Origin of the sequence: Deinococcus grandis (assembly GCF_001485435.1) — a bacterium.
Lineage (GTDB): Bacteria > Deinococcota > Deinococci > Deinococcales > Deinococcaceae > Deinococcus > Deinococcus grandis.
Genome location: NZ_BCMS01000001.1, coordinates 1,801,532 through 1,823,208 on the forward strand (window position 1 = coordinate 1,801,532; position 21,677 = coordinate 1,823,208).

The 21,677-nt window shown below is 71.5% G+C and carries 18 protein-coding genes; 9 read left to right on the forward strand and 9 right to left on the reverse strand.

From position 1 onward, the window contains the following. Nucleotides 1-49 precede the first annotated feature (49 nt). Nucleotides 50-694, forward strand: coding sequence for a histidine phosphatase family protein (locus tag DEIGR_RS08885; RefSeq protein ID WP_058976633.1), 645 nt, complete (start codon nt 50-52; stop codon nt 692-694). A gap of 7 nt (nt 695-701) precedes the next feature. Here the strand turns inward: DEIGR_RS08885 and hutH are convergent, their stop codons facing one another. From hutH to hutU, 4 genes are read right to left on the reverse strand one after another with little or no spacing between them, the layout of a single operon-like run. Next, nucleotides 702-2,204: a histidine ammonia-lyase gene (gene hutH, locus DEIGR_RS08890; RefSeq protein ID WP_058976634.1), complete on the reverse strand. Its 1,503-nt coding sequence runs from the start codon at nt 2,202-2,204 to the stop codon at nt 702-704. A gap of 54 nt (nt 2,205-2,258) precedes the next feature. Next, complete coding sequence (gene hutI, locus DEIGR_RS08895) at nt 2,259-3,458, reverse strand: imidazolonepropionase (RefSeq protein WP_058976635.1); 1,200 nt, start codon at nt 3,456-3,458, stop codon at nt 2,259-2,261. After that, entirely contained in the window at nt 3,451-4,374 is a 924-nt protein-coding gene (locus DEIGR_RS08900) for an arginase family protein (protein WP_058976636.1), read from the reverse strand. Before DEIGR_RS08900 ends, hutI begins: the two co-directional genes overlap by 8 nt. Beyond that, nucleotides 4,371-6,068, reverse strand: a complete 1,698-nt coding sequence (gene hutU / locus DEIGR_RS08905) for a urocanate hydratase (protein ID WP_058976637.1) — start codon at nt 6,066-6,068, stop codon at nt 4,371-4,373. The genes DEIGR_RS08900 and hutU overlap by 4 nt, the downstream gene beginning before the upstream one ends. A 199-nt stretch (nt 6,069-6,267) precedes the next feature. On the opposite strand from hutU, the gene DEIGR_RS08910 reads away from it, so the two are divergent. Next, nucleotides 6,268-7,023, forward strand: a complete 756-nt coding sequence (locus tag DEIGR_RS08910) for an IclR family transcriptional regulator (protein ID WP_058976638.1) — start codon at nt 6,268-6,270, stop codon at nt 7,021-7,023. Between the two features lie 50 nt (nt 7,024-7,073). On the opposite strand, the gene DEIGR_RS08915 is transcribed toward DEIGR_RS08910, so the two are convergent. From DEIGR_RS08915 to DEIGR_RS08935, 5 genes are all read right to left on the reverse strand, one after another. Beyond that, nucleotides 7,074-9,521: an EAL domain-containing protein gene (locus DEIGR_RS08915; protein ID WP_058976639.1), complete on the reverse strand. Its 2,448-nt coding sequence runs from the start codon at nt 9,519-9,521 to the stop codon at nt 7,074-7,076. 83 nt (nt 9,522-9,604) lie between these two features. Then, nucleotides 9,605-10,762: a serine hydrolase gene (locus DEIGR_RS08920; protein ID WP_083523982.1), complete on the reverse strand. Its 1,158-nt coding sequence runs from the start codon at nt 10,760-10,762 to the stop codon at nt 9,605-9,607. Between the two features lies 1 nt (nt 10,763). After that, nucleotides 10,764-11,609, reverse strand: a complete 846-nt coding sequence (locus tag DEIGR_RS08925) for a DegV family protein (RefSeq protein WP_058976640.1) — start codon at nt 11,607-11,609, stop codon at nt 10,764-10,766. 87 nt (nt 11,610-11,696) lie between these two features. Next, on the reverse strand, nt 11,697-14,837 hold the full coding sequence (locus DEIGR_RS08930) for a heterodisulfide reductase-related iron-sulfur binding cluster (protein ID WP_058976641.1): 3,141 nt from the start codon (nt 14,835-14,837) through the stop codon (nt 11,697-11,699). Between the two features lie 91 nt (nt 14,838-14,928). Beyond that, complete coding sequence (locus DEIGR_RS08935; protein WP_058976642.1) at nt 14,929-15,549, reverse strand: helix-turn-helix domain-containing protein; 621 nt, start codon at nt 15,547-15,549, stop codon at nt 14,929-14,931. A 66-nt stretch (nt 15,550-15,615) separates the two neighbouring features. Between DEIGR_RS08935 and DEIGR_RS21480 the strand changes: the two genes are divergently transcribed. The 7 genes from DEIGR_RS21480 (at nt 15,616) to DEIGR_RS08965 (ending at nt 21,647) form a co-directional block, all read left to right on the forward strand. After that, complete coding sequence (locus tag DEIGR_RS21480; RefSeq protein ID WP_269083793.1) at nt 15,616-15,747, forward strand: hypothetical protein; 132 nt, start codon at nt 15,616-15,618, stop codon at nt 15,745-15,747. 90 nt (nt 15,748-15,837) lie between these two features. Beyond that, entirely contained in the window at nt 15,838-16,344 is a 507-nt protein-coding gene (locus DEIGR_RS08940) for a hypothetical protein (RefSeq protein ID WP_058976643.1), read from the forward strand. A 96-nt stretch (nt 16,345-16,440) separates the two neighbouring features. Continuing rightward, the gene (locus DEIGR_RS08945) at nt 16,441-17,466 is read left to right on the forward strand and encodes an ATP-binding protein (protein ID WP_058976644.1); all 1,026 of its coding nucleotides are present in this window, start codon (nt 16,441-16,443) and stop codon (nt 17,464-17,466) included. Nucleotides 17,467-17,545: 79 nt separating this feature from the next. After that, nucleotides 17,546-18,685, forward strand: a complete 1,140-nt coding sequence (locus DEIGR_RS08950; protein WP_058976645.1) for a vWA domain-containing protein — start codon at nt 17,546-17,548, stop codon at nt 18,683-18,685. A 130-nt stretch (nt 18,686-18,815) separates the two neighbouring features. After that, a complete protein-coding gene (nudC, locus tag DEIGR_RS08955) occupies nt 18,816-19,652 on the forward strand; it encodes an NAD(+) diphosphatase (RefSeq protein WP_083523983.1) in 837 nt (278 codons plus the stop codon). Nucleotides 19,653-19,776: 124 nt separating this feature from the next. After that, nucleotides 19,777-21,177 carry a hypothetical protein gene (locus DEIGR_RS08960; protein ID WP_058976646.1) on the forward strand — a complete coding sequence of 467 codons (1,401 nt, stop codon included), beginning with the start codon at nt 19,777-19,779 and terminating at the stop codon, nt 21,175-21,177. After that, nucleotides 21,174-21,647 (forward strand): NUDIX domain-containing protein, encoded by a 474-nt coding sequence (locus tag DEIGR_RS08965; RefSeq protein ID WP_058976647.1) that lies wholly within the window; start codon nt 21,174-21,176, stop codon nt 21,645-21,647. The genes DEIGR_RS08960 and DEIGR_RS08965 overlap by 4 nt, the downstream gene beginning before the upstream one ends. The last annotated feature ends 30 nt before the right edge of the window (nt 21,648-21,677 follow it).

Below are 21,677 nucleotides of genomic sequence, written 5' to 3' on the forward strand. Positions count from 1 at the left end.
AGCGCACGGTGAGGCCGTCCGGAGCGCATGGACACGCTACGGTGCCACCGTGAAGCTCCTGCTGATCCGTCACGCGCAGTCGCAGAACAACGTGATCGAGGACCGACCGGACTACGCGCAGGTGCGGCAGCCCGACCCACCCCTGACCGCGCACGGGCACGCCTGCGCCCGGCAGTTCGCTCAGGACGCCGACCTGAGCGGCATAACGCGTCTGTACACCAGCCTGATGCTCCGCGCCGTGCAGACCGCCGCGCCCATCGCCGCCCGCCTGAATCTCCCCGCGCACGGCATCGAACGGGCCTACGAGTACGGCGGCCTGACCACCGGTCCCGCCGGAGGCTTCACTCCCGTCACGGGCGGCGACCACGCCAGCCTCCGCGCGCACTGCCCCGCGCTGATCTGGCCCGCGCACCTGACCGGGCACCCCTGGGACGGCGGCGCGGAAGCCTGGGAGGAACCCCTCTTCCACGCCCGCGCCACGCACGTCCTGAACGACCTTCGCACCCAGCACCCCGGCCAGGACAGGGTGGCGCTGATCACGCACCACGACTTCGCCGGGGCGCTCATCCGCGCCGCGCTCGGCTGGCCCGTCACGGACACGCAGCCGGCCTTCCACCTCGCCCACCTGGGCACCGCCCAACTCGACCTGCCCGCAGACAGCCGTGTGGGCGGGCTGGAATGGCTGAACCGGTGAGAAGTCCCTACGCCTCCCGCGCCACGCGGAGCAGTTCACCGCCCCGGACCATCTCCACGATCTTCAGGAGGTCGGGGCGGTAGTAGCGGTCGCGGGTCATGTTGGGGATGTGCGCGCGGATGTGTTCCCAGGCGGCCTGCGCGCCGCGTCCGGCGTGGAGGTTCTGGAAGTCGAGGGCCTGCGCGGCGCACAGCAGTTCGATCCCGATGACGTTCTGCACGTTCTCCAGAATGGCCCGCAGCTGCCGGGCGCCGTGCGCGCCCATGCTGACGTGGTCTTCCTGGTTGGCGCTGGTGGGGATGGTGTCCACGCTGGCGGGGTGAGCGAGGACCTTGTTCTCGCTGACGAGGGCGGCGGCGGTGTACTGGGCGATCATGAAGCCGCTGTTCAGGCCGCCCTGCGGCGTCAGGAAGCCCGGCAGGCCGGACAGGGACGGGTTCAGGAGCTGTTCGCAGCGGCGTTCGCTGATGCTCCCGAGTTCCGCCACGGCGACCTTCAGCGCGTCGATGGTCACGGCGAGCGGCTGCCCGTGGAAGTTCCCGCCGCTCACCACATCGCCGGTGTCCGGGAAGATCAGGGGGTTGTCCGTCACGGACGCGAACTCGACCGCCAGCACCCGCTCAGCGTGCGCCAGCGCGTCCAGGCTCGCGCCATGCACCTGAGGGGCGGCCCGCAGCGAGTACGCGTCCTGCACCTTCCCGTCCCCGACCAGATGCGACGGGGCGATCTGCGAGTCCCGCAGGAAGGTACGCAGTTCCTCCGCCACCGCAACTGCGCCGGGGTGGGGGCGCAGGCCCACCACGTCCGGCTGGAAGGGCCGGTGCGAGCCGTACATCGCCTCGACCGTCATGGCCGCCGCGAGGTTCGCCGTGCCCAGCAGGGTACGGGCGTCCGCGACGGCCAGCGCCAGAAGGCTGCCCATGAGCTGCGTGCCGTTGATGAGCGCCAGTCCCTCCTTCGCCTGCAACACCAGCGGGGTCAGGCCCAGCTCCGCCAGCACGTCCGCACTGGCGCGCACCTCGCCCCGGTACTCGATCTCGCCGTGCCCGATCAACGCCAGCGCCAGATGCGCCAGCGGCGCGAGATCCCCCGACGCGCCCACGCTCCCCTGCGCCGGAATGACCGGGTGCGCCCCCGCGTTCAGCAGCGAGAGCAACAGTTCCACCACCTCGGGCCGCACCCCCGAATGACCCAACGCCAGCGACTGCGCGCGGAGCAGCAGCATGCCGCGCACCACCTCGGTCGGCAGGGCCTCCCCCACCCCGATCGCGTGCGACAGGATCAGGTTCAGCTGCAACTCCTCCAGCCCGTCGCGCGGCACCTGAACCGACGCGAACTTCCCGAAGCCCGTGTTCACGCCGTACACCGCCGCCTGACCGTCCACGATCCGCTCAATCACCGCCCGCGCCCGCAGGATGCGCCCACGCGCTGCCTCGGACAGCTGAACGGACTCGCCGCCACGCACGACAGACAGGAAATCGGACAGGGACAGGTGTTGATCGAGAATCACAGAGGGCTCCTTCGGAAGGTTGATGGATGATGGTTGATGGTTGATAGAGATGGCTCAGACAGAAGTTCCGCTGACGAACACGTTCCGGACCGGATTTGCGCCGAGGGTGTAGGGCAGGTCGCGCCAGTCGGGGCTGTGCAGGGCGAGGAAATCGGCCCGCTGGCCGGGCGCAAGGGCACCCCGCCCTTGCAGGCCCAGGGCGGCGGCGGCGTTCACGGTGCAGGCGGTCAGCGCCTCGGCGGGCGTGAGGCGGCACAGGCGCACCGCGAGGGCCAGCGCGAGTTGCGTGCTGAACACGGGCGACGAGCCGGGGTTCAGGTCGGTGCCCACGGCGACCGCCGCGCCCGCGTCGATCAGGGCGCGGCCCGGCGCGGCGGGCAGACCCAGGTGCAGGGTCACGCCGGGGAGGATGGTCGCCACGGTGTTCGACGCGGCCAGCGCGGCGATCTGCGCCGGGCCGCTGGCTTCCAGGTGATCCACGCTCAGGGCACCCAGCTCGCACGCCAGTTCCGTGCCGCCGATGGCGTGGAACTGATCGGCGTGCAGCTTCGTCTGAAGGCCATGTGCCTTCGCAGCCTGGAGGATGGCGCGCGTTTCATCCACCGTGAACGCCTCGCGCTCGGTGAACACGTCCACGGCCGTCGCCAGCCCCTCGCGCGCCACGCCGGGGATGAGGTCGTGGCAGACGGCCTGCACGTACTCCGCGCGGCCCCCGGTGGGCGGCACGTGAATGAGGAGGGTCGGCACCAGCCCGAATTCAGACTGGAGGGCACGGACTGCCTGGAGCATCCGCCGTTCAGCGTCGAAGTCCAGGCCGTACCCGCTCTTGACCTCGGTGGTCGTTGCTCCGGACGCGCGCAGGGCCTCGAGGCGTGGTCGGGCCAGGGTCACGAGTTCCTCCACGCCCGCCGCCCCGGTCGCCCGCATGGAGCTGCGGATGCCGCCGCCCCGCGCCAGGATCTCCTCGTACGGGACGCCCTGCACGCGCGCCTCGAAATCCGCGAGGCGATCCCCGGCCCACACGGCATGCGTGTGCGGGTCGATCAATCCCGGCACGACCGCCACGCCACCCAGGTCATGCTCCTGCACCATGCCGGGAGCGTCAGCGCGTGGGCCGACCCAGCGGACCACGCCGCCCGACAAGAGCATCGCGGCGTCGGGAATGACGGTCAGGTCGCGCATGGCCGCGCCGCGCTGCACGCCCACGCCCGGCGTGACGAGCTGGCTGATGTTCGTGAACAGCGTCTCAGTCATGGCGCGTCTCCAGTCCAACCTCGCAGAGTGTCTCCATGATCAGTCGCGCGGTCAGGAGTTCGCTGCGCCCGGTGGGGTCGAGGTTCGGGGCGAGTTCCACCACGTCCAGTCCGACGATGGTGTTGTGCCGCGCCGTTTCCGTCAGGATCGTCATGCCCTGGGCGTACGTCAGGCCGTCCGGTTCGGGACTGCTCGTGCCGGGAATGACGCTGGGGTCGAAGCCGTCCACGTCCACGCTGAGGTACACGTTCTTCCCGCGCGGCAGCCGCTCCAGCACACGCGTCAGGTCGCCCGCGACGTCCGTCATGGGGATCAGGGCGTGCCCACGGGCGCGGGCCGCCGCGACCGCTTCCGGGTCGAAGCGCAGCCCGCGCAGACCGACCGTCGTGATGTGCACGAGGTTCGGCAGGTCCTCGCACGCGCGGCGGAACGGACTGCTGTTGCTGAAGCGGGTATCGTTGCGGCTGTCCGTGAAGTCCAGATGCGCGTCCAGCTGCACCACATGCAGGTCCGGCACGCCCGCGAAGGCCCGCAGGATCGGATAGCTAACGCTGTGGTCGCCGCCCAGGAACACCGGCAGGCTGCACCGGTCCCGCACGAGTTCCGCCGCCGCGCTGATCCGCTGCCGCGCGAGTTCCGGCTCCAGGCTGGGCAGCACCACGTCCCCCGCATCCGCGAAGGTCACGCCCGCCAGCCTCGTCACGCCGTCCAGGCCCGTGAAGGGCGGCGCGCTCCGCAGGCTCGCCTCCCGCAGTGCACGCGGGGCGAACCGCGCGCCAGGGCGGAAGCCAAGGGCAATGTCGAAAGGAATGCCGAGCACCGCCACGTCCGCCGTCCAGGCAGCATCAGGCTGCACGATGGGCGCGCGGGCGAATGTGGCAATCCCGCCGTAGGGCAGGTGGGTGGGCTGGGTCACTGCCCGCCCTTGGTGTGGTCTTCGATGCCGAGGCTGGGGAGGTCGAGGCCGCGGTCGCGGGCGACGGTCAGGGCGTGGTCGTATCCGGCGTCGGCGTGGCGGATGACGCCCATGCCGGGGTCGTTGGTCAGGGCGCGGGACAGTTTCTGTGCGGCCTGCTCGGTGCCGTCGGCGACGATGACGAGGCCGCTGTGCTGGCTGAATCCCAGGCCGACGCCGCCGCCGTGGTGGAAGCTCATCCAGCTGGCGCCCGAGGCGATGCCGACGCCGAAGTTCAGGAGGGGCCAGTCGCTGACGGCGTCGCTGCCGTCGAGCATGGCTTCGGTTTCGCGGTAGGGGCTGGCGACGCTGCCGGCGTCGAGGTGGTCGCGGCCGATGACGATGGGGGCTTTCAGGCGGCCGTCGGCGACCATCTCGTTGAACAGTCGCGCGGCCTGGTCGCGTTCCTTGTACCCGAGCCAGCAGATGCGGGCGGGGAGGCCCTGGAAGGCGATCTGGTCGGCGGCGTACGTGAGCCATGATTGGAGGCGTTCGTCGTTGGGGAAGAGGTCAAGGAGGGCCTGGTCGGTGGCGCGGATGTCCTCGGGGTCGCCGGACAGCGCCACCCAGCGGAAGGGGCCGCGGCCCTCGCAGAAGGAGTCGCGGATGAACGCGGGCACGAACCCGGGGTAGTCGAAGGCGTTCTCCACGCCGGCTTCCTGCGCCCGGTGGCGGAGGTTGTTGCCGTAGTCGAACGCGACCGCGCCGCGTTTCTGGAGTTCGAGGATGGCGCGGACGTGCGCGGCCATCGCGTCGTAGGCGCGGCGCTTGTACTCGTCGGGGTGGTCGGTGCGGAGCCGGCTGGCGTCCTCGTCGGCGCTGACCGGGGGGAGGTAACCCCACATGGGGTCGTGCGCGCTGGTCTGGTCGGTGATCAGATCGGGGGTCCAGTTCATCGTCACGAGCTGCGGGACGAGGTCGGCGGCATTGCCCTGCACGCCGATGGACCGGGCGACCCCCTCGGCCTTGTACTTCTCAGCGCGGGCGATGGCGTCTTCGAGACTCGTGGCGACCTCGTCGAGGTAGCGGGTGTCGAGGCGTTTCTGGATGCGGGTGGGGTCGATCTCGATGGTGATGCTGACGCCCCCGGCGAGTTTCACGGCCAGCGGTTGCGCGCCGCCCATGCCGCCCAGTCCGGCGGTGACGGTGATGGTGCCTTTCAGGCTGCCGCCGAAGTGCTTGCGGGCCGCCCCGGCGAAGGTCTCGTAAGTCCCCTGGAGGATGCCCTGCGTGCCGATGTAGATCCAGCTTCCGGCGGTCATCTGGCCGTACATCATCAGGCCCGCCTGGTCGAGTTGGTCGAAGGTCTCCCAGTTCGCCCAGTGCGGCACGAGGTTGCTGTTGGCGAGCAGCACGCGCGGTGCCCACTCGTGCGTTTTCAGCACGGCGACGGGCTTGCCGGACTGGATGAGCAGCGTCTCGTCGTCCTCCAGTCGGTCCAGGGTCTCCACGATCCGGTGGAAGGCCTCCCAGCTGCGGGCGGCCTTGCCGCGCCCGCCGTACACGACCAGGGTGTCGGGGTGCTCGGCGACGTCCGGGTCGAGGTTGTTCATCAGCATGCGCTTGGCGGCCTCCTGCACCCACCCTCTGGCGGTCTTGTGGGGGCCGCGTGGGGCGCGGATGACGGGGGCGGGTTCGGTGGTGGGCTGGGTCATGGGAAGTCCTCCGGGGGGCGGTGGGCTCTGGGCCGTGAGCGGTGAGGCAAGCGAATGCATCGGCCACGGCGCGAGCTGTCCTGCTCACAGCCCATCACTCAGCCCTCACCGCCCGTTTCTGTGCCGCCATCTTCCATCTGCCCTCTGCCATCCGCAACCGCACTTTCCGGCCTGACCGGAATCGTGCCATCCTGCGCGCGTGGCTTCCTCTTCCCTGCTGTCCGGCGCGGTGGACGTGCTGAGTGCCTTCGACGCGGATCACACCGAGTGGCGCCTGTCGGACCTGTCCCGGCAGCTGGGCGTGCCGACGAGCACCCTGCACGAGCAACTGCTGGCTCTGTGCGAGACGGGTCTGCTGGCACGGGTGGGGCGGGGCCGCTACCGGCTGGGGTGGCGCTTGCTGAAACTCTCCAGTGCGCTGTACGGCAGTCTGCCCTGGTACGGCCCGGCGCACGCGGCCATGGAGCGGGTGGCGCGGGCCGGGCACGCCCTGGCGTTCCTGAGCGTGCTGGACGCGGGATCGGGGCGGGTGCTGTGCATCGCGCGGAGCGTGCAGGGCAGGGGCGGGCCGCCCGTGGCTGGGGAACTGGATTTCGAACTGCCCGCGCACGCGTCGGCCAGCGGGAAGCTGCTGCTGGCGCTGGCGGGTCGCCCGCTCCCGCCGGGTGCGGCTGCGTTCACGCCTCACACCGTGACCGTCGCGGCCGCGTGGGAGGCCGAGGCGGCGGGCATCCGCGCGCAGGGCGCCGCCCGGACGCAGGACGAGTGGGCGACCGGCACGTCCGGGCTCGCCGTTCCGGTGCGCGGGCCGGGCGGAACCGTGCTGGCGGCACTGGGCGTCAGCGTTCCGACCGCGCGGCTGCGGGGGGACACCCTGCTGCGCCTCCTGCGGGACGAGGCGGACGCGGTCAGCTGGGCTCTGGGCTGGCGTCCGGCGGCGCCGGGCACCCACTGATACGGGCTCCGGTCCAGGTCCACTGCCGGGGGTCGTCTGCACCTGCCGGGTCAGCGCGTGGGTGGGTTTCCGGCGGGCGCTGCGGCGGGCAGGAGCTGCTCGGCCGCCTCGGGCGGGAGGGGCCGGGCGAGCAGGAACCCCTGGATGTGGTCGCAGCCCAGGTCGCGCAGGCGGTCGCGTTGCGCGTCGTCCTCGACGCCCTCGACGGTGACGGTCATGTTCAGGGTCTGCGCCAGCTGGATCATGGCGCCCATCAGGGCCGTCACGCGCGGCTCGCGGTCGCCGTTCAGGTGCCGCGTGAAGGACCGGTCGACCTTCAGCTGATCGAACGGCAGGGATTCGAGCATGCTCAGGCTGCTGTAGCCGGTGCCGAAGTCGTCCATGGCGATCTGCACGCCCAGCGCCTTGAGTTCCGTGACGTGCGACTGCGCGCGGTCCAGGTCCCGCATGACGAGGCTCTCGGTGATCTCCAGGATCAGGTGCCGGGCGGGCAGGCCGGTGGCGTGCAGGGCGGCGCGGACGGTGTCCACGAAGTGCGGCAGGTCGAACTGCAGCGGCGAGACGTTCACGGACATGCCCAGGCCCCGCTGCGGGAACGCCCAGCGGACCGCCTGGGCGCACGCCTCGCGCAGCACCCACTCGCCGATGGGGAGGATCAGGCGGGTGTCCTCCGCGACCGGGATGAACGTGCCGGGCGGCACGAGGCCCCGTTCGGGGTGCTGCCAGCGGATCAGGGCCTCGAAGCCCGCGAGGGTCCCGCCGCGCACGGCGTAGCGGCCCTGGTAGTGCAGCCGCAGTTCCTGGCGGTCCAGGGCGCCGCGCAGGTCCCGTTCCAGCAGTTGCCGGTCGCCGGGTTCGCCCATGGCGGATTCGAAGTGCAGGACCTGGTTGCCGCCGCTGCGTTTGACGCGGTACATGGCGAGGTCCGCGTGCTGCTGGAGCGCCTCGGCGTCCCGTCCGTCGGAGGGCGCGACGGCGCAGCCGATGCTGGCGGTGATGGTCACGCGACTGCCCGAGAGGTCGAAGGGTTCGGCGAGCACGTCCGCGAGTTTCTGCGCGACCAGCGTCGCGTCCTGCCGGGCGCTGACGCGGCTGAGCAGGACCGTGAATTCGTCCCCGCCGACCCGCCCGACGAGGTCGCTGCTGCGCACGACGCTCTGGAGGCGCCGCGCGACCTGTTGCAGCAGGCTGTCCCCGGCGGGGTGCCCGAGCGTGTCGTTCACGGTCTTGAAGCGGTCCAGGTCGATGAAGATCAGCGCGGCGTTGTCGCCGCCGCCCAGGGCGCGCAGGGTGTCGGTGGTGACCTGATGGAAGTGCGCGCGGTTACTCACGCCGGTCAGGGGGTCGTGCGTGGCGCGGTGCAGCAGGTCCGCCTGCGTGTCGCGCAGCTGCCGGTTCGCGCGGGCGAGGTCCACGTTGCGCAGCCGTTCGATCTCCGCCTCGCGGTTCAGGAGTTCCAGGCGGATCTCGGCGGTCAGCAGCTGCGAGCGGGCGTCCACCTCGTGTTCGTGCACGGCGCGTTCCAGCGCGTGGTGCTCGCGCGCGTAGGTCAGCGCGGCCCAGTGGTCGCCGGACTGCTCGTGAAGGCGTGCCAGTCCGTCCAGGGCCAGGATCTCGACGGGGCGACTGCCGACCTCACGGCAGCATTCGAGGCTCTCGCGCAGCAGCGTACCGGCCTGCTCCAGGTTGCCCAGGGTCAGGTGGGCGAGCGCGGCGGCGCACGCGAGGCGGCTGATGCCCTCGCGGTCCTGCCGGGCGCGGGTGGCGTCCAGGTCCGTCAGGGCGACCGTCAGGGCCCGGGCGGTGTGCCCCTGGCGGAGCAGGGCGCGGCTCACGCATTCCTGCACGGTGCTCACCCAGCGGGGCGGGCCGACCTGCCGGATCAGGGGGAGGTGCGCCCCGGCGAGGTCCAGCACCTGCGCGGGGTGGTCCTGCCGGTCGTGGATGAGGATCAGGTGCGTGGTCGAGGACGCCAGCATGATCGGCGACTGCAGCACCTGCGCGAGCTGCTGCGCGCGGTCGTGGAACGCCAGCGCCTGCGTCAGCTGTCCGGTGGTGGTGTACAGCGCCGCGAGGTTGTTCAGCGCCCGGAACGACCCGGTGTCGTCCCCGCTGGCCTGCGTCAGGCGCAGGCTGTCCAGGAAGGCCTGCAGCGCCAGGTCGTACTGCGCGACGCGGTCGTGGTACAGGCCCAGGCCGTTCAGGCAGCGGGCCTGCATCAGGGGGTCGTCCACCTGCCGCGCCAGGGTCAGGGCGGCGTCCAGGTGCGCCTTCACGTCCGGCAGGCGGCCGGTATACAGCGCGCAGCCGCCCAGCAGCAGGTTCGCGAGCAGCTGCGCGCGGGTGTCGCCCCGCTGCGTGGCGAGCGCGAGGAGCGCGCCGATCTGCCCGGCCGTCACCTCCGGGGTGTGGTACATCCCGGCTTCCAGCGCCGCCAGGTCACGTTCGAGTGACCCGGGCGGCGGGCGCAGCGGGCTGTTCACCTCCTGGTGTGTCACGCGGTCCCCTGTGGCATGCGTTCAGGGTAGTGGGGGGCGCGGCACAGGTTCCTCACACGCGGGGAACCTTCAGGCGGGGCGGGTCAGGGCGTGGGCGGCCGGGCCAGCACGTCGCGCAGGGCCGCGTTGATCCACGCGAAGGCGCGTCGGGTGTTCGGCATGGTGTACGTCTGGTCCGCGCCGCGCTGCATGAACACGTACACGAGGTGGTGCCCGTCGGTGGTCTCGATGTACCCGCTGTACGTCAGCAGCTGCCAGCCGTTGCCGCCCTTGGCGCCCACGTACCGCACGCGCTTCTGGTGCGTGAGGGTCAACGCGGACTTCCCGTAGCCGAGCGCCATGACGTCCCGCTGCCAGCGGCGCGACGCGTCCGAGAGGTCGGGCCGCAGGAACTCCTGTGCGACGAGCGTCCCGAACTCGTACGGGGTACTGAGGTTGTACACCTGGGCGTCCAGCGCGTCGTCCCGGCGGTGGTCGAAGTGGTCGTTCAGTTTGCGCTGCACGTAATCGGCGCGGTAGCGCTGGGCGTCCCCGTCGATCAGCGCGGCGATCCGGCGCTGCTCGTCGCCGCGGGCGCCCACCCAGCGGGCCGTGCCGTTGAACGTCGCGGACAGGCCGGTCTGCGCGACCCACCACGCCTTCGTGGGCAGGATCAAGCGCGTTCGGCACAGGCCCAGGCGGTCGGCGACGTCCTGCACGGCGTTCAGGCCCACGCGGCGGTGCAGGATGTCGGTGGCGGTGTTGTCGCTGTTGCGGATCATGCGCTCCGAGAGGGTCCGGACGTCCGACCCGTCGAAGGGGTAGCTGCCCAGCGACTGGTTCTGCCGGGTCACGTCGAACCGTTCCCGCGGCGACACCCGCCCGGCGTCGATGCCGCGCAGCAGCGCCCACAGCACCGCCTGCTTGTACGTGCTGGCCAGCGGGAACACGCTGTCCGGGTTCGTGGCGACCGCGCGGCGGACCGAGAGCGTCACCGGGTCCATCTCGGCCACCCACAGGCCCAGCTGCCCGCTCAGGTGATGCGGGGGCGGCGGGGCCTTGGGGACAGCGGGTGCGGGCGTCAGGCAGCCCCGGTCGTCCCGTAGCGGCGCGGCGGTCACCTGCGGCTGGCCCGGGCGGTCCTCGCCGGGCACCGGCTGACGTTGCAGGGTCACGTGCCCCTCGCGCACCGGGGCGGGCTGGGCGCAGCCCAGCAGGAGAGCGGGCAGCCACCACGCGGCCCGGTAGGACAGGGCCCTCACGTCAGACCGTGACGGGCTCCAGGGTCACGCCCACCGTGCCGGGCCCCGCGTGGGTCGCGACGACCGCGCCGATCATGTGGTCACCCATGTCCTCGAACGCCAGGCCCGCCAGACCGGCGCGCACCTCCTTGACGTACTCCTCGCCGCCCGGGGTGCACATGACCGCCACGCGGGTGCTGCCGTGCGCGGCCGTGTACTTCCGGACGTGCTCGACGAGGTCCGCCATGGCCTTCTTGTGGCCGCGCACACGCCCGCCGGAGTCCACGCGGCCATCCTTGACGACCAGGATGGGCTTGATGTTCAGCAGGCTGCCCAGCAGCGCCTGCGCGCCCCCGATGCGCCCGTTGATCCGCAGGAAGTCCAGGGTGTCCACCGTGAAGCGGATATCGGCCTTGCTTGCCGCGGCCTCCAGCTGCCGCACGATCTCGTCCATGCTCAGGCCCTGGTGGGCCAGTTCGGCGGCGCGCAGGACGCGCAGGCCCAGGCCCATGCTGACCGAGCGGCTGTCCACGACCGTGACCTTCCCCCCGAACTCCTGCGCGGCCAGTCGGGCGCTGCCGACCGTTCCGGACATCTGCCCGCTGATGTGCAGGCTCAGGACCTCGTCGGCCACCTGCAGCGCCTCGGTGTACACGGCCGCGAACTCGGCCGGGCTGGGCTGGCTGGTGCTGGGCGTCTTCTTGCCCGCCTTCAGGCCCGTGAAGATGTCCTGCGGTCTGATCTCCAGGCCGTCCTTGTGCATCTTGCCGTCGAACAGCACGTACAGCGGCACACTCTTCACGCCGATCTGCGCGAGCAGTTCCGGCGTCAGGTCACTCGTGGAATCCGTGACGATCGCAATGGTCATTCCCTCATACTACCGTGACCCTGCACCCGGTGCAGACAACCAGGACGCGAAACCGCCCCGATGTGGGGCGGTCCGCTGGCAGGGTCGTTACTCGGACTTCTTCTTCGGCTGCCACTTCTTGCGGCCACCGGCGCCGGGTTCACTCGTCGCCCCCTGCCCTTCCTCGAGCAGGTTCTCCCCGACCTGTTCGAGGTGCACGTGCTCCGTGATGGGCGCGGCGACCGGTTCGGGGGCGGCAGCCTGCACGTCCGGCGCAGGGGCCGCCGCGGCTTTCGGTGCCCACTTCTTCCGCTCGCCAGTCGGGGCAGGCGCGGCTTCCGGCGTCACGGCGGGAGCGGGCGCGGGCTGCGTGATCGCGGGCTGGGAGGTCGGCTCGGCTGCCTCCGTCACGGGCGCGGCACCGACCGGCTGGCTCTTCGGCGCCCACTTCTTCCGTTCACCTGCGGCGGGGGCCGCCTCGCTCGGCGCGGCAGGTGCGGTGGGCTCGGTGGCCGCCGGGGCGGGCGCCGCCTCTGCGGCGGCTTTGGCCTTGGGTGCCCAGGCCTTGCGGGCGGGGGCGTCCGTGCTAGGTGCGGCCGGAGCAGGCTCGGCCTGAGCGACGGGGGCGGGGTTCACGTCGTCCGCCTTCGCCTTCGGCGCCCAGGCCTTGCGGGCCGGTGCGTCGGCCGCCGGGGTGGTGGGCACCGCAGCCGCAGTCTCGGTCGCAGGGGCGGGCGTGACGGGCGCGGCACTCACGTCGTCCCCGCCTCTGGGCTTCCAGCTCTTACGGGCCGGGGCGTCGGCGGAAGGGGCAGCAGCCGGGGCAGGGGCGGTGGGCGCCACGTCGTCGGCACCCGCCGCCTTGAGTTTCCAGCTCTTGCGGGCGGTCGCCTCGGGGTGCGCGGCCTGCGCCTCGGGCTGGGTGCCCTGGGTGGCGTCGGGGCTGCCGGGCTGCGCATTGATCACGGCGGCGCTCGTCTCGCCGACCACGGCGGCGGGGGCACCGGCGCCGGGGCGGTCACCCGTGCGCTCCATGGGGGTCTGCGCGTTGGGGGCGCTGACGACCTCGGGCTGTTCCAGCGGGGTGGCGTCCGCCACGGGACCGGTGGGAGCAGCCTGCTGCCAGGTGCCGTCGGCGCGCTGCACGCTCTCGAGCATGAGTTCCGCGACGTCCTTGACGATGATGTCGTCGCGTTTCTGCTTCTCGGGCGTGGAGTTCATCATCGCCTTGCAGAACGGGCAGCCCACGGCGACGACCTTGCCGGTCTGCTCGAACTCGTCGCTGGCCGCCTTGGCGCCGTCCAGGCGGGCCTGGAGTTCACGGAAGCGGTTGTCGCTGATGCGCTCGCTGCCTTCTTCCTCTTCCTTCCAGAACTGCGCGCCGCCCGCGCCGCAGCAGAAGGAGTTCTCGCGGCTGCGTTCCAGGTCCAGCACCTCGCCCGCCATCTTGGTGATGAGGCTGCGGGGCGCGTCGTACACGCCGTTGTGGCGGCCCAGGTAGCAGGGGTCGTGGTACGTGACGTTCTCGGCGAGCCGCTCCATGGGGAGCTTCCCGGCGGCCACGAGGGTCTCGAGGTACTCGGTGTGGTGGATGGTGCGGTAGTCGCCGCCCAGCTGACGGTACTCGTTGCCGATGGCGTTCATGCAGTGCGGGCAGGTCGCCACGATCAGTTTCGGCGCGACGGTGTTCAGGGTCTCGACGTTCTCCTGGGCCAGCGTCTGGTACAGGAACTCGTTCCCGGCGCGGCGGGCACTGTCGCCGGTGCAGGCTTCCTTCTTGCCCAGCACGGCGTAGTTCACGCCCGCCTTGTCGAGCAGCTGCACGAAGCTGCGGGCGACCTTCTGCGCGCCGGGGTCGTAGCTGGCGGCGCAGCCCACCCAGTAGATGACGTCGGGTTCCGGGTTCTCGTCGATGGTGGGGACCTTCAGGCCCTCGGCCCACTCCATGCGCTTGTCGCGGCTGATGCCCCAGGGGTTGCTGGCGCGTTCCATGCCGCGGAAGGCGGTCTGCAGCTGCGGGGGGAACTCACCAGCCACCATGACCTGATGGCGGCGGATGTCGATGATGTCGAGCATCTGCTCGTCCTGAACCGGGCAGACCTGCATGCAGGCGCCGCAGGTGGTGCAGGCCCAGACCGATTCCTCGTTGATGGCGAATTCCAGCAGGGGGTGCGCCGTGCTCGCGCCACCCTCGAAGGGCGCGGGTTTCAGGGTGAAGGGGCTGGGGTGCGACCCGATCACGTTCAGTTCCATGCGCTTGTTGATCTCCAGCGCGGCGGGACTCAGGGCCTTGCCGGTCGCGTTGGCCGGGCAGACGTCCTGGCAGCGGTTGCACTGGATGCAGGAGTACGCGTCGAGCAGGCGCGGCCATTCCAGGTCTTCCAACTTCTCGACGCCCAGTTTGGGTTCCTCGGCCTCCATCGCCTCCTCCAGGCCCTTCATGGGGGGGAGGACGCCGCTGCCGACCGGGCGCTTCAGGGCGTAGTTCAGGGGGGCCATGAAGATGTGGATGTGCTTGGTGAACGGGAAGTACGCCAGGAATGCCAGGACGCTGCCGAGCGCGCCCCAGTACCCGAAGACGCGCCAGCCCTCGATGGCCTGCTCGCTGGCGCCGTTGAAGAGGAGGCGGCCCAGGGCGCTGCTGAATGGCTGGAAGGTGTCGTACCCGCCGAGCGCGCGGGCTTCCTCGGTCATCTTGGCGGCGTTGCCGAGCACGCGGCTGCCCACGTGGAAGGTGATGAACGACGAGACGATCAGGCTGTCGCGCAGGATGTAGTTCGCCTTCAGCAGCGGGTGCAGCAGCGTCTTGTCCGTGAAGCGGAAGTCGCGCTTGCTGGGCAGGAACAGGCGACGGATCAGCAGGCTGATGACGCCCACGAGCACGAGCATGCTGAGCAGGTCCGCCAGGAAGTTGTACCCGGCGAGCAGCGGGCTGTCCTTGGAGTAGATGTGGAACGGCAGGTAACCTTCCAGGCCGTCCACGACGTTGACCAGCAGGTAGTACACGAAGCCGTAGAAGATGAAGCTGTGCAGCACGCTGATGGCGGTGCGGCGGCGGAAGGTGCGCTCCTGGGTGAGGCTGACCCGGATGGCGTACATCACGCGCTGGACGGGGTTCCCGGTGCGGTCCTCGCTGGCGGGCGCGCCGCGCGCGACGCGGCGGTAGAGGCGGTAGAAGCCCCACGCGCCGAAGCCACCGGCGATCAGGGCGAACAGGAAGAACAGCAGTTTGTGGATCAGGGGCAGCAAGGGGGCAACTCCTTCGGTCGGAATGGCTTAACTGTACTCGGACGAAAAATTAGACTGAGTCAAAGTATATCGGATGCCGCGCCCGCGCACATCACCCGTGCACCGGGTCCCGCGTCAACCCCACATGCACCAGATACACGCTGTCCGACTCAAGCTCCGACGAGCGGGCCAGGAACTCCTGCACCACCCCGGACAGCCGCTCGCGGAACGCCTGCGCGTCCTCCCGCGACAGCCGCAGCAGCGCCCATTCCCCCAGCGGCCGCTGCGCTGCCGGACCCCCCGGACGCTCCAGTTCCTCGCGGGTCAACTCACGCCGCGTCAGCACCCCCTCGGGCGTCACGTGAAACCGCAGCAGCCAGTCCGGCGACAACCGCCCGTACTCCCGCGCGTACCCGCGCAGCATCCGCTCCCACGAGGGACGCTGCACGCCCGACAGCATCTCCTCCAGCGGCATCACCCGCGACGGATCCACGATGAACTCGTTCGACACCGCCTGAAACACCCCCGGACGCCGAGTGCCGACCTCACGCACCAGCCCCAGCCGCACGAAGCGCTTGACCCAGTACCCCAGGGACGTCGGCGGGCTCCCGGTGATCTCCGCCGCCTGCGCGATGGTCATCGGCGCCGCCATGAAAGGCGTCAGGAGCCGCATGCGGTCATGATCCAGCAGCACCTCAACCACCTGCGGATCGTCAAGGATAACGTGCGCCATGTCACGAATTCTACGGGGGTTTTCGCAGCGGACCTCCGCTACCGTGATCACCACCGGAGGTCCCCCATGACGCGCACCATCCTGCTGGCCCTGACCCTCATCCTTCCGCAAGCGAGCGCCGCCGCCCTGACCGGACCGGCCGACAGCGGCATCTCCCTGACCTGCCCCATGCGCCTCTGCCCACCCAAGGCCCAGTAAGCCCTCACCGCGAGCCGCACCGACCATAGCCCCGACCCGCCAGAAGCACTGGCGGACCGGGCGTCCTGTCCCCTACCCCACGAGGCCCCCATGACGAGACCCGCTTCCCTGACCGCCCTGCTCCTGCCCCTGTTGCTCGCCGCGTGCGGTGGGGGCGGCACCTCCACCCCAGGCCCGACGCCGACACCGGGGAACGCGATCACCACGCGCCTCGCGGCGTGCCCGGTCGTGAACACCTCATCGGACCCCGCCGCGAGCAGTTGCCTCGCCGGGACGTACGCCGGGAAGACCCTCGGCGGCGCGGCCTGTTCGCTGACGGTCGCGGCGGACGGCAGTTACACCTTCGCCAGTCCGGCCCTGACGTACTCGTTCACGCCCACCCCGCAGGCCATCCGGGTGTTCGGGCATCAGACCCTGCCGGACCTGAATCAGGTGATCTGGCTGATCGACGATCCGCTGACCGCCACCGAACCGAAGGAACTGGACTTCCACGCCACCTGGGGCCGCAATGCGCCCAGCGTGAAACTGGACATCCAGGGTACGAAACGCCTCGCGGGGGGCGGCAGCACCTCCGTGACCTGCACCGTTGCGCTGTAACGTCACGCCGGAACACCACCGACCCCACCCCGCACCCTGAAGGCCGCCTGCATGCGCGCTCAGCGCCGGGCGGCCCCGTTGCGGTAGCCTCAGCGCGTGAGCCTGACTGCTGCCGAACTTCAGACGTACCTGCACGCCCTCGTCCGCGGGGACCTGAAACTCGCCACGATGATCTGGGGCCCCCCCGGCGTGGGCAAGAGCAGCGTCGTGGCGCAGGTCGCCGCCGCGCACGGCCTGGACTTCGTGGACGTGCGCCTGTCGCAGCTGGCCCCCACCGACCTGCGCGGCCTGCCCGTCCCCGAGAGCGACGGCCAGGGGGGCGGCGTGAGCCGCTGGTACCCCCCGGAATTCCTGCCCCGCAGCGGGCGCGGCATCCTGTTCCTGGACGAGGTGAACATGGCCCCGCCCACCATGCAGGGCATGGCGCAGCAGCTGATCCTCGACCGCCGGGTGGGCAGCTACGAACTCCCGGACGGGTGGTTCGTGTGGGCCGCCGGGAACCGCAAGGAGGACCGCGCCAGCGTGTTCGACATGCCCGCCCCCCTCGCCAACCGCTTCCTGCACCTGACGGTCCGCCCGGACTTCGACTCCTGGCGCGCCTACGCCCTGGGCCGGAACCTGCACGAGCACGTCATCGCGTTCCTGACGTTCCGCCCGGAACTCCTGCACCGCCTCGACCCGCAGCAGCCCGCGTGGCCCAGCCCCCGCGCCTGGGAGATGGCCTCCCGCCTGCACCGCGCCGGACTGGACGCCACGCCCGCCATCGGCGAGGCCGCCGGGGCCGAATTCAGCGCGTTCGTGCGCCTGTACGAGCAGCTGCCCGACCTGGGCATCGTCCTGGAGGGCCGGGGCGCGGGCCTGCGCCTGCCGGACGAACCCAGCGTCCGCTACGCCGCCGTCGTCGGCCTCGCCGCGCGCGCCAGCACCGCCGACGAGGCGTACCACGCCTTCACGTGGCTCGCCGACAGCGCCGGACCCGAATGGCTGCAGCTGTACGTCGCCACCCTCGTCAGCAAATTCCAGGCCATCGGGCAACTCGCGGACCTCGCGGAACTCGTCGGCCGGGACGAACGCCTCGCGACGCTCGTGCAGACCACGCTGAGCCTCACGGAAAGCGCGTGAGGAGTGAGCAGAAGGCAAATGGCAGATGGCGGATAGCACCTTCGGCCATCTGCCATCAGCCATCTGCGGTGGTCACGCCATGACCACTCCCGTTCCGGTCACCCCTGAGTTCCAGCGCCTGATCTCCGGCTCCCGGTTGCGGCTGCGGGGACGGTCGGCGTTCTTCGCGACGCTGCTGCTGCACGCGGAGTTCGTGCCGTCGCGGGAGGTCGCGGCGGCGGGCACGGACGGCGAGCGGGTGTACGTGAACCCGGAAGTCGCCGCGACCCTGCCGCCGGACGTGCTGGACGGGCTGCTGCTGCACGAGGTGCTGCACGCGGCGCTGTCGCACGTGGAGCGGCGCGGCCCGCGTGAGAAGAAACGCTGGAACAAGGCCGCGGACCTGATCGTGAACGGCATGGTGTCGGCGGCGGGGCTGCCCACGCCGCCGCAGTCGCGGCGGGACGAGCACCTGGAACGCCTGAGCGTCGAGGAGGTGTACACGTCCATCGAGGCCGAAGCCGAGGGGGACGGCAACGACGAGGGGGACGACCTGCTGGACGGGCCGCCCAGTGACGCGCCGCCACGCGGGCAGAAGCCGGGGCAGGCGGGGCAGACGCAGCGGCAGTGGCAGCAGGCGCTGGCGCAGGCGCGCAGCGTGGAGGCGATGAGCGGCAAGGGCGACGACCCGCTGGGCGAGCACCGCGAGTTGCAGCGCCTCGCCCCGGCGCGACTGGACTGGCGCGCGCACCTGTGGCGCTTCCTGGCGCGCACCCCGGTGGATTTCGGGGGGTTCGACCGGCGGTTCGTGGGGCGCGGCCTGTACCTGGAGGCGCTGGACGACGAGTCCCTGACCGCGCTGATCGCGGTGGATACGTCCGGCAGCGTGGACGACGACGCGGTGCGGGCGCTGGTGGGCGAGGTGCAGGGCGTGCTGGGCGCGTACCCGCACGTCCGCGCGACCCTGTACTACGCGGACACCGAGGCGTACGGCCCGCACGACCTGACGCCCGGCGGCGAGATCCCCCCACCGCAGGGGGGCGGCGGCACCGACTTCCGCCCGATCTTCCGGCTGCTGGACGAGCATGAACCGGACGTCCTGATCTACCTGACCGACGGCTACGGGGACTTCCCCGAGCAGGCGCCGCGCGTCTCCACCCTGTGGATCGTGCCGCCCGGCGGCCTGGAGGACGAGGGCTTCCCCTTCGGTGAGGTGCTGCGCCTGGAGGAACACACGTGAAGCGACACCCGTCTGTTCCGTCGACCAATCGGAACACCACCGATCGGTCAACTCCACGCCCGGCTGCCGCCCGATTCCATCTCGCATCCGCTCGGGTCAAGTGCTTCTGGCGAAGCGCTCGACCGGAACTATGATCGCCACCAGTCGCCCGGACGGCTTCGAGGTCGCCCTGACGCTGACCCCGGAGGCGGGGTCGGTGTGGTTCGTGTTCGACGGGCCAAAACTCGTCCTGCGCGCGGACCGCAGCCTTCCGACGGGCGAGGCTCCTCTGCCCGTGGTGGACGTGACGCCGCTGGGCACCCTGCGCGGCACGTCGTATCTGGCGGCCGGGCTGGAAGGTGACCTGCCCGACGGGTTCCAGTCGATCCCAGTCCGATCCGGCTTCGGCCGTCTGCCGGAGCACCACATGGGGCTGGCCGGGTACGCCGCGCAGGTCATCGAGTTCGCGCGCACGCACCGCTACTGCGGCCGCTGCGCCACGCCCCTGAGTGACGCCGCGCATGAACGCTCGCGCCGCTGCCCGAACTGCGGACTGACGGTGTACCCGCGCGTGGCCCCCGTCGCGATGGTGCTGATCCGGCGCGGGCAGGGCCGGGACACCGAACTGCTGCTGGCCCGCAGCCCGCACTTCCCGCCCGGCATGTACTCCGCGCTGGCGGGCTTCGTGGAACCCTCCGAGACCCTGGAGGCCGCCGCCCGGCGCGAGGTGCAGGAGGAAGTCGGCGTGCAGATCCGTGACCTGCGGTACCAGTTCAGTCAGCCGTGGCCGTTCCCGCACTCGCTGATGCTGGGCTTCACCGCCGAGTATGCCGGGGGCGACATCACCCCGCAACCCGGCGAGATCGACGACGCCCGCTGGTTCCCCGTCACCGACCTGCCCACGCTGCCCGCCGCGTTCAGCATCGCGCGGGCACTGATCGACGGGGCGGTGGCGGGCGCGCTGGAGGAAGTGGGGAGTGGAAAGTAGGGAGTGGATCGGCTGATGTGCACGTCGCCCTTGCCCACACGCATCGGACCCGCCCACCCACGGGCCATCCACTTCCCACTCCCTACTCCCCACTTCCCTTTCCCCCCGTGCCATCATCGCTGCGATGACTGGTGAGCTTGACCCGCGGACGCTGACGATCTTGGGTGTGGAGGGGGCGCTGGAGGCGGCGGGTGCGCCGCGAGCGACGGCGGACACGCTGTCCGGGCTGTCGGCGCATCCGGACGCGCGGGTGCGGGCGCGGGTGGCGCGGCATCCGAACACGCCGGTGGAGGTGCTGGGGTCGCTGGCGGCGGCGTACCCGGCGGACGTCCTGGCGAACCCGGGGTTGCCGCTGATGCGCCTGGCGCGCCCGAACCTGCTGGGGGTGTTCCCGGCGGACGGGGTGATCGCGCTGCTGAACGCGCCGGGCGTGCCGGGCTGGGTGGTGGATTCGGCGCTGCGGCACGAGGATTACGCGGTGCGCACGGCGCTGGCGGGCCGGTCTGATCTGAGTGCGGAGCGGGTGGCGGCGCTGGCGCAGGACGCCGGGTGGCAGATCCGCGAGGCGGTCGCGCGGCGCGACGAGCTGCCGGAGGCGCTGGTGCGGCAGCTGGCGGCGGACGACGATTACGACGTGCGCAAGGCCGTCGCGTCCCGCCCCGACCTGCCGGGGGACGTGCTGCGGGTGCTGGTGGGGGACGCGCACGGCATGGTGCGGGCCGGGGTGGCGCGGCGGCTGGACCTGCCGCTGGACTGCATGATCCAGCTCGCGGCGGACGGCGACCCGGACGTGCTGGCGACCCTGGCGCGGCGGGTGGATCTGCCCCGGTCGGTGCGGGAGTGGCTGGCGACGAACGACCAGCCGCTCGTGCGCGCCGCAGCCCTCCAGGCGTGGACGGTCCCGGCGGAGTGGCTGGCGCGGGCGGAGGTGGACGCCGACCCGGACGTGCGCGCCGCGCTGGCCCGCCGCCCGGACGCCCCGGCGGAGCTGCTGACGCGACTGGCGGGCGACGAGTCCGAGACGGTCCGCCGCGCCGTGCTGGAACGCAGCGACCTGCCCGAGGACGCCGTGCTGGCGCTGGCCCGCGCGCCGGAGGCGGACATCCGCCTGCACGTGGCGAGCGCGGAGGGGATTCCCGCGTCGGTGCTGGACGCCCTGCTGACCGACCCGGATGCCAGCGTGCGGACGGTGCTGGCGGTGCGCCCGGACCTGGGCGAGGCGCAGCTGGAGGTGCTGGCGGGCGACCCGAACCCGGAGGTGCGCCGCGCCGTGGCGTACGCGACCGGCACCCCGGGCAGGACGCTGGCTGGGCTGGCCCGCGACCCGAACGCCGGGGTGCGCCGCGCGGCGGCCCTGCACCCGAACCTCGACCCCGAGGACCTGGGGGTCCTGGCCGGGGACCCGGACGAGGGCGTGCGGCTGGCCGTCGCTGGGCGCGCGGACCTCTCCCCCAGCGTGCGGGACGCGCTGCGGGCCGATCCGGAGGCCAGCGTGCGCGAGGAGGCCGCGCGGGTCGGCGCGTGACGGACATCCGCCTGCCCCTGGGGGGCGTGAAGTTCAGCGTGCGGGCCGTGATCCTCTGCACGCGCGGGGACACGCTCCTGACGAACTGCGGGCCCGGCGAGCACGGCAGCGGCTTTCATTTTCTGCCGGGCGGCGCGGTCAGGACGGACGAGGCTGCCGCGCAGGCCGCCGCGCGCGAATGGCACGAGGAGACCGGCCTCACCGCAGACGCGCTGCGGCTGGTCGGGGTCGTCGAGAGCTTCTTCGGCCCGCCGGGGCGGCGCGAGCACGAGATCGGCTTCTGCTACCACCTGCCCGCCCCACCCGATCTGCCGGACGGGACGTTCACCGTGCAGGACAACCCGGACGTACAGTGTCAGTGGGTGCCCTTCGACCGGATCGAGGCGACCCCGGTGTACCCGCTGGTCATCCGGGACCTGCTGCGCGTCCCGCCGGGCGAGGTGCGGCACATCCTCAACCGCGAAGCGTAGAACAGGCCCCCTCCAGATGAATCGGAGGGG

Bases quoted from the DNA above. Each gene is read 5' to 3' on its own strand.
- DEIGR_RS08940 (WP_058976643.1), top strand. From the start codon at position 15,838: ATGACGAGACCCGCTTCCCTGACCGCCCTGCTCCTGCCCCTGTTGCTC.
- DEIGR_RS21480 (WP_269083793.1), top strand. From the start codon at position 15,616: ATGACGCGCACCATCCTGCTGGCCCTGACCCTCATCCTTCCGCAAGCG.
- hutI (WP_058976635.1), bottom strand. From the start codon at position 3,458: ATGACTGAGACGCTGTTCACGAACATCAGCCAGCTCGTCACGCCGGGC.
- DEIGR_RS08960 (WP_058976646.1), top strand. From the start codon at position 19,777: ATGACTGGTGAGCTTGACCCGCGGACGCTGACGATCTTGGGTGTGGAG.
- DEIGR_RS08925 (WP_058976640.1), bottom strand. From the start codon at position 11,609: ATGACCATTGCGATCGTCACGGATTCCACGAGTGACCTGACGCCGGAA.
- hutU (WP_058976637.1), bottom strand. From the start codon at position 6,068: ATGACCCAGCCCACCACCGAACCCGCCCCCGTCATCCGCGCCCCACGC.
- nudC (WP_083523983.1), top strand. From the start codon at position 18,816: ATGATCGCCACCAGTCGCCCGGACGGCTTCGAGGTCGCCCTGACGCTG.
- DEIGR_RS08935 (WP_058976642.1), bottom strand. From the start codon at position 15,549: ATGGCGCACGTTATCCTTGACGATCCGCAGGTGGTTGAGGTGCTGCTG.
- DEIGR_RS08950 (WP_058976645.1), top strand. From the start codon at position 17,546: ATGACCACTCCCGTTCCGGTCACCCCTGAGTTCCAGCGCCTGATCTCC.